Annotated in this window: 7 protein-coding genes; all 7 read left to right on the top strand. The window is 68.7% G+C overall.

Annotation, left to right across the window (positions count from 1 at the left end):
• On the top strand, nt 1–332 hold a 332-nt coding region (fabZ, locus tag VNT59_RS19920), incomplete at its 5' end, for a 3-hydroxyacyl-ACP dehydratase FabZ (RefSeq protein ID WP_325501370.1).
• 13 nt (nt 333–345) lie between these two features.
• Complete coding sequence (lpxA, locus tag VNT59_RS19915) at nt 346–1,140, top strand: acyl-ACP--UDP-N-acetylglucosamine O-acyltransferase (protein WP_325501368.1); 795 nt, start codon at nt 346–348, stop codon at nt 1,138–1,140.
• A 75-nt stretch (nt 1,141–1,215) separates the two neighbouring features.
• Nucleotides 1,216–2,367 carry a lipid-A-disaccharide synthase gene (gene lpxB, locus VNT59_RS19910; protein WP_325501372.1) on the top strand — a complete coding sequence of 384 codons (1,152 nt, stop codon included), beginning with the start codon at nt 1,216–1,218 and terminating at the stop codon, nt 2,365–2,367.
• Nucleotides 2,333–2,992, top strand: coding sequence for a ribonuclease HII (gene rnhB / locus VNT59_RS19905; protein WP_325501366.1), 660 nt, complete (start codon nt 2,333–2,335; stop codon nt 2,990–2,992). Before lpxB ends, rnhB begins: the two co-directional genes overlap by 35 nt.
• On the top strand, nt 2,989–3,768 hold the full coding sequence (locus tag VNT59_RS19900) for an RNA methyltransferase (RefSeq protein ID WP_325501364.1): 780 nt from the start codon (nt 2,989–2,991) through the stop codon (nt 3,766–3,768). Before rnhB ends, VNT59_RS19900 begins: the two co-directional genes overlap by 4 nt.
• Nucleotides 3,769–3,942: 174 nt before the next feature.
• Nucleotides 3,943–5,118 carry a glutamine-hydrolyzing carbamoyl-phosphate synthase small subunit gene (gene carA, locus VNT59_RS19895; RefSeq protein WP_325501362.1) on the top strand — a complete coding sequence of 392 codons (1,176 nt, stop codon included), beginning with the start codon at nt 3,943–3,945 and terminating at the stop codon, nt 5,116–5,118.
• Nucleotides 5,119–6,300 (top strand): carbamoyl-phosphate synthase large subunit (gene carB / locus VNT59_RS19890; RefSeq protein WP_325501360.1); only part of this gene is annotated, 1,182 nt, incomplete at its 3' end. It lies immediately after the preceding gene.

Genomic DNA, 6,300 nt, shown 5'->3' with positions numbered 1-6,300 from the left:
ACGTCACGATCAACGAGCCGTTCTTCATGGGACATTTCCCGCAGCGCCCGGTCATGCCGGGCGTCCTGATGATCGAGGCGCTGGCGCAGACCGCCGCGCTCCTGTCGTTCGCGACCATGGGCAAGACCGCCGACGCGAACCAGGTCTATTACTTCGCGGGCATCGACGGCGCGCGCTTCAAGCGCCCGGTGGAGCCCGGCGACCAGCTCGTCATGGACGTCTCGCTCGAGCGGGCCAAGGCCGGCATCTACAAGTTCAAGGGCGTCGCGCGCGTGGGCGAGGAGATCGCCTGCGAAGCCGAGATCATGTGCACCATGCGCACCGTGTCCTGAGGAATCCCGCGTCGTGACCCGGATCCATCCGACGGCGATCGTCGATCCGCACGCGCAGATCGACAGCTCGGTGACGATCGGCCCGTACACGGTGATCGGGCCGCATGTGCGCATCGATGCCGGCACGAGCGTCGGGCCGCACTGCGTGATCGAGGGCCACACGACCATCGGCCGCGACAACCGGATCTTCCAGTTCAACTCGCTCGGCGCGATCCCGCAGGACAAGAAGTACGCGGGCGAGCCGTGCGAACTCGTGATCGGCGACCGTAACACGATCCGCGAGTTCTCGACCTACAACATCGGCTCGCCCGGCGGCGGCGGCGTGACCCGCGTCGGCAACGACAACTGGCTGATGGCCTACGTGCACCTGGCGCACGACTGCGTCGTGGGCAACAACACCATCTTCGCCAACAACTCGCAGCTGGCCGGCCACGTGGAGGTCGGCGACTGGGTGATCCTGGGCGGCTTCACCATCGTGCACCAGTTCGTGCGCATCGGTGGCCACGGCATGACGGCGATGGGCTCGGTGCTGCTCGCCGACCAGCCGCCGTTCGTCATGAGCCAGGGCCAGCCGGCCCAGGCGCGCTCGATGAATTTCGAGGGCTTGCGCCGGCGCGGGTTCGGCGCCGAGCGCATCGCCGCCGTGAAGGCCATGCACAAGGCCCTCTACCGCCAGCAGCTGACGCTGGAGCAGGCCAAGTCGCGCATCGCCGAGCTGGCGGCGCAGACCCCGGCGGCGGCCGCGGACGTGGACTTGATGCTGTCCTTCCTCGGACGGGTCGATCCGCAGCGCGGCATCGTCCGCTGAAGAGGTGAGCGCTTGAGCGCCACCGTGCCGTCGCCAGGCGCGAGGGCTCCCTCGGGAGGGAGCGCAGTGCGCGAACTGACAAGCAGGGCACCCACATTCGCCATGGTGGCCGGCGAAGCCTCCGGCGACCTGCTCGCCGGCCTGCTGCTGGACGGCATGCGCGTGCGCTGGCCTCAACTGCGAGCCGCCGGGATCGGCGGCCCCGACATGGCCCGCCGCGGCTTCGAGGCCTGGTGGCCGCACGACAAGCTCGCCGTGCGCGGCTACGTCGAGGTGCTGCGGCACTACCGCGAAATCGTCGGCATCCGCGAACAACTGAAGCAGCGCCTGCTGGGCGAGCGGCCGGACGTCTTCATCGGCGTCGACGCCCCGGACTTCAACCTCGATCTCGAGGCGGGGCTGCGGGCGGCCGGGGTGAAGACGGTGCACTTCGTCTGCCCGTCGATCTGGGCCTGGCGGCCCGGCCGCACCGACAAGATCCGGCGCAGTTGCGACCACGTGCTGTGCCTGTTCCCGTTCGAACCGGCGCTGCTGGCCCGCCACGGCATTCCCGCCACGTACGTGGGGCATCCGCTGGCGAACGTGCTGCCGATGGTGCCCGACCGGGCGGCCGCGCGCCGCGCGCTGGGACTGGCCGAGCAGGGCGAGGTCGTCGCCATCCTGCCGGGCAGCCGCGTTTCGGAGGTCGGCTACCTGGCGGCGCCATTCTTCCAGGCAGCGGCGCGCGTGCGCCAGGCGCGGCCCGGCGTGCAGTTCATCGTCGCCGCCGTGCCGGCGCTGCGCCCGGCGATCGAGCAGGCGGCGCGGGGCGCCGGGCTGGGACCGGAAGTGCGGATCGTCGACGGCCGCTCCCACGAGATCCTGACCGCGTGCGACCTGACGCTGATCGCCAGCGGCACCGCCACCCTGGAGGCGGCGCTGCTGAAGCGGCCGATGGTGATCGCCTACCGCATGAACTGGCTGACCTACCACATCATGCGCCGGCAGCAGTTGCAGCCCTGGATCGGGCTGCCCAACATCCTGTGCGGCGAGTTCGTCGTGCCGGAATTGGTACAGGACCGTGCAAATCCCGACGCGCTCGCAGCGAGCGTCTTGGAATGGCTGCGCGCTCCTGACAGAATGGCGGCCGTGCAGCAGCGATTCACCGCCTTGCACCAGCTCCTGCAACGCGACACGGCCACCCTCGCCACCGATGCCATCGAAAAAGTCATCTCCCAGAAAGCCTGAGCAGAAGCGGCTCGACTGGGACCCGGTCGGGCTGATGGCCGGCGTCGACGAGGCCGGGCGCGGCCCGCTGGCCGGTCCGGTGGTCGCCGCGGCCGTGATCCTGGACGACGCGCGCCGGATCCGGGGCCTGGCCGATTCGAAGGTGCTGAGCCCGCTGCAGCGCGACCGCCTGTTCGACCAGATCTGCGAGAAGGCATTGTGCTGCTCGATCGCGCAGGCCAGCGTCGAGGAGATCGACGAGCTGAACATCCTGCACGCCACCATGCTCGCGATGAAGCGGGCAGTCGAGGGCCTGCGGCTGAGGCCGGTGAAGGTGCTGGTGGACGGCAACCGCCTGCCGACGATCGACGTGCTGGCCGAGGCGGTGGTCGGCGGCGACGCCAAGATCAAGTCGATCTCGGCGGCATCGATCCTGGCCAAGGTGCACCGCGACCGGCTCTGCGAAACCCTGCACGAGGAATTCCCGCAATACGGTTTCGCCTCCCACAAGGGCTACGGCACGCCGGAACACCTGGAGGCGCTGCGCGCCCACGGTGCTTGCCGGCACCACCGCAAGTTCTTCAGCCCGGTGGCGGCCACGTTGGTGACCGAGGATGGCCTCGCCGTCAGCCTCACCGCGGCGTGACCTCCGGCGGCCCCCAGTTCATCACCTCGGCCGGCAATGCCTTGCTGAAGGAGCTGCGCCGGCTGGCGCAGGACAGCACCGCCTACCGCCGGCAGGCCAGGGTGTGGCTCGAGGGTGACCATCTCTGCCGCGCCGCGCTCGGGCGCCGGGTGGCGCCGGTGCTCGCGGTCTTTTCCCAGTCGCTCTGGGACGAGGGCGGCCCCGAATGGTCGGGCCTGGACGCCAGGGCCGTCGTGCTGCCGGACCCGCTGTTCGCATCGATCAGCGGCCTGGAATCGCCCGGCCGCATGGGGTTCGTGATCGACCTGCCGCCGGCCCGGCCGTTGCAGCCGGGCGCGGCGTCGTTGATCCTCGACCGGCTGCAGGACGCGGGCAACGTCGGCGCGATCTTGCGCTGCGCCGCCGCCTTCGGCTTTCACCAGGTGCTGGCGATCAAGGGCACGGCCGGCCTGTGGAGTCCCAAGGTGGTGCGTGCCGGCATGGGCGCGCATTTCGCCTTGCACCTGCTCGAAGGCCTGGAACCGGCGGCGCTCGATGCGCTGGCGGTGCCGGTGATCGCCACCAGTTCGCATGCCGGCGAGTGGCTGCACCGGGCGGCGCTGCCGTGGCCTTGCGCCTGGGCGCTGGGACACGAAGGGCAGGGCCTGAGCGACGAACTGGCCTCGCGCGCCGCGGTGGCGGTGCGCATCGTGCAGCCCGGCGGCGAGGAGTCGCTGAACGTGGCCGCCGCCGCCGCGATCTGCCTGCACGCCAGCGCCGCCGCGCACGCCGGCTGAGCCTCGCGAATGCCCGGTGCGAGCTGGGGAATACCCTCTCGCCGGTTATAATCAAGGGCTTTCCCGCTAACCCGTACGCCTAGCGCATCGAAGCTTCCTCCCCGACAAATGCAGCTGCCGGCATCGGCACGCGCGCTTGATCCCTGGGCGTACCGTCACCATCCGGAGAACCCAGTGCTTTTGTCTCGACAGGGAACCTTCCCGCCCGCCATCCTGGCGCTTGCAGACGGCACGGTCTTTGTTGGCGTTTCGATCGGGGCCACCGGCTCCACCACCGGCGAGGTCGTGTTCAACACGGCCATGACCGGCTATCAGGAAATCCTCACCGACCCGAGCTACTGCCAGCAGATCGTGACGCTCACGTATCCGCACATCGGCAACTACGGGGTCAACGAAGAGGATGTCGAAGCCAGCAAGGTCCATGCCGCGGGCCTGATCGTTCGCGATCTGCCGCTCATCGCCTCGAACTTCCGCACCAGCCAGACCCTGTCGGAGTACCTGCGCCGCGAGCAGACCGTGGCCATCGCCAACATCGACACCCGCAAGCTCACCCGGCTGCTGCGGACCAAGGGTGCGCAGAACGGCTGCATCGTCGGCGTCGCGCCGGGCGAGCAGGTGACGCCGGCCCTGATCGACCGGGCCATCGCCGCCGCGAAGCAGGCGCCCGACATGGCCGGCCTCGACCTGGCGAAGGTGGTCTCCACCAAGGAGCCCTACGCCTGGACGCAGAGCGAGTGGCGCCTGGGCTCGGGCTACGGCGAGCAGAAGAACGCCAGGTTCCACGTGGTCGCATTCGACTACGGGGTCAAGAAGAACATCCTGCGCATGCTCGCCGAGCGCGGCTGCCGCATCACGGTGGTGCCGGCACAGACGCCGGCCGCCGAGGTGCGCAAGATGAATCCGGACGGCGTGTTCCTGGCCAACGGCCCCGGCGACCCGCAGCCCTGCGACTACGCGATCGCGGCTTCGCGGGAACTGATCGAGGCCGGCTATCCGACCTTCGGCATCTGCCTGGGCCACCAGATCATGGCGCTCGCCTCGGGCGCGAAGACCTTCAAGATGAAGTTCGGCCACCACGGCGCGAACCACCCGGTGAAGGACCTCGACACCGGCCGGGTCAGCATCACCAGCCAGAACCACGGCTTCGCCGTCGACGAGAAGACGCTGCCGGCGAACCTGCGCGCCACCCACGTGAGCCTGTTCGACGGCACGCTGCAGGGCCTGGCCCGCACGGATCGTCCGGCGTTCTGTTTCCAGGGCCACCCGGAAGCGTCGCCGGGGCCCCATGACATCGGTTATCTCTTCGACCGCTTCATCGCGTCGATGGAACAGTCGGGAGCGAAAAAGTAAATGCCGAAGCGTAACGACATCAAGAGCATCCTCATCATCGGCGCCGGCCCGATCATCATCGGCCAGGCGTGCGAGTTCGACTACTCCGGCGTGCAGGCGTGCAAGGCGCTGCGCGAGGAGGGCTACAAGGTCATCCTGATCAACTCCAACCCGGCGACGATCATGACCGACCCGGCCACGGCCGATGTCACCTACATCGAGCCGATCACCTGGCAGACGGTCGAGAAGATCATCGCCAAGGAGCGGCCCGACGCGATCTTGCCGACCATGGGCGGCCAGACGGCGCTGAACTGCGCGCTGGACCTGTGGCGCAACGGCGTGCTGGACAAGTACCGGGTCGAACTGATCGGGGCCACCCCCGAGGCGATCGACAAGGCCGAGGACCGGCTGAAGTTCAAGGACGCGATGACCAAGATCGGCCTGGGCTCGGCCCGTTCCGGGATCGCGCATTCGATGGACGAGGCCTGGGCCGTGCAGCGGTCGCTCGGCTTCCCGACCGTGATCCGCCCCAGCTTCACGCTCGGCGGCACCGGCGGCGGCATCGCCTACAACACCGACGAGTTCGAGGTGATCTGCAAGCGCGGGCTGGAGGCGTCGCCGACCAGCGAACTGCTGATCGAGGAGTCGCTGGTCGGCTGGAAGGAATTCGAGATGGAAGTGGTCCGCGACAAGGCGGACAACTGCATCATCGTCTGCTCGATCGAGAACCTCGACCCGATGGGCGTGCACACCGGCGACTCGATCACCGTCGCGCCAGCGCAGACGCTCACCGACAAGGAATACCAGATCATGCGCGACGCCTCGCTGGCGGTGCTGCGCGAGATCGGCGTGGACACCGGCGGCTCGAACGTGCAGTTCGCGGTCAACCCGATCGACGGCCGCATGATCGTGATCGAGATGAATCCGCGCGTGTCGCGTTCGTCGGCGCTGGCCTCCAAGGCCACCGGCTTTCCGATCGCGAAGGTGGCGGCCAAGCTGGCGGTCGGTTACACGCTCGACGAGCTGCGCAACGAGATCACCGGCGGTGCCACCCCGGCCAGCTTCGAGCCGAGCATCGACTACGTCGTCACCAAGGTGCCGCGCTTCGCCTTCGAGAAGTTTCCGCAGGCCGATTCGCACCTCACCACGCAGATGAAATCGGTGGGCGAGGTGATGGCCATGGGCCGCACGTTCCAGGAGTCG

Origin of the sequence: Ramlibacter sp., from assembly GCF_035554825.1 — a bacterium.
Lineage (GTDB): Bacteria > Pseudomonadota > Gammaproteobacteria > Burkholderiales > Burkholderiaceae_C > Ramlibacter.
This window is presented reverse-complemented; position numbering and strand designations above follow the sequence as displayed.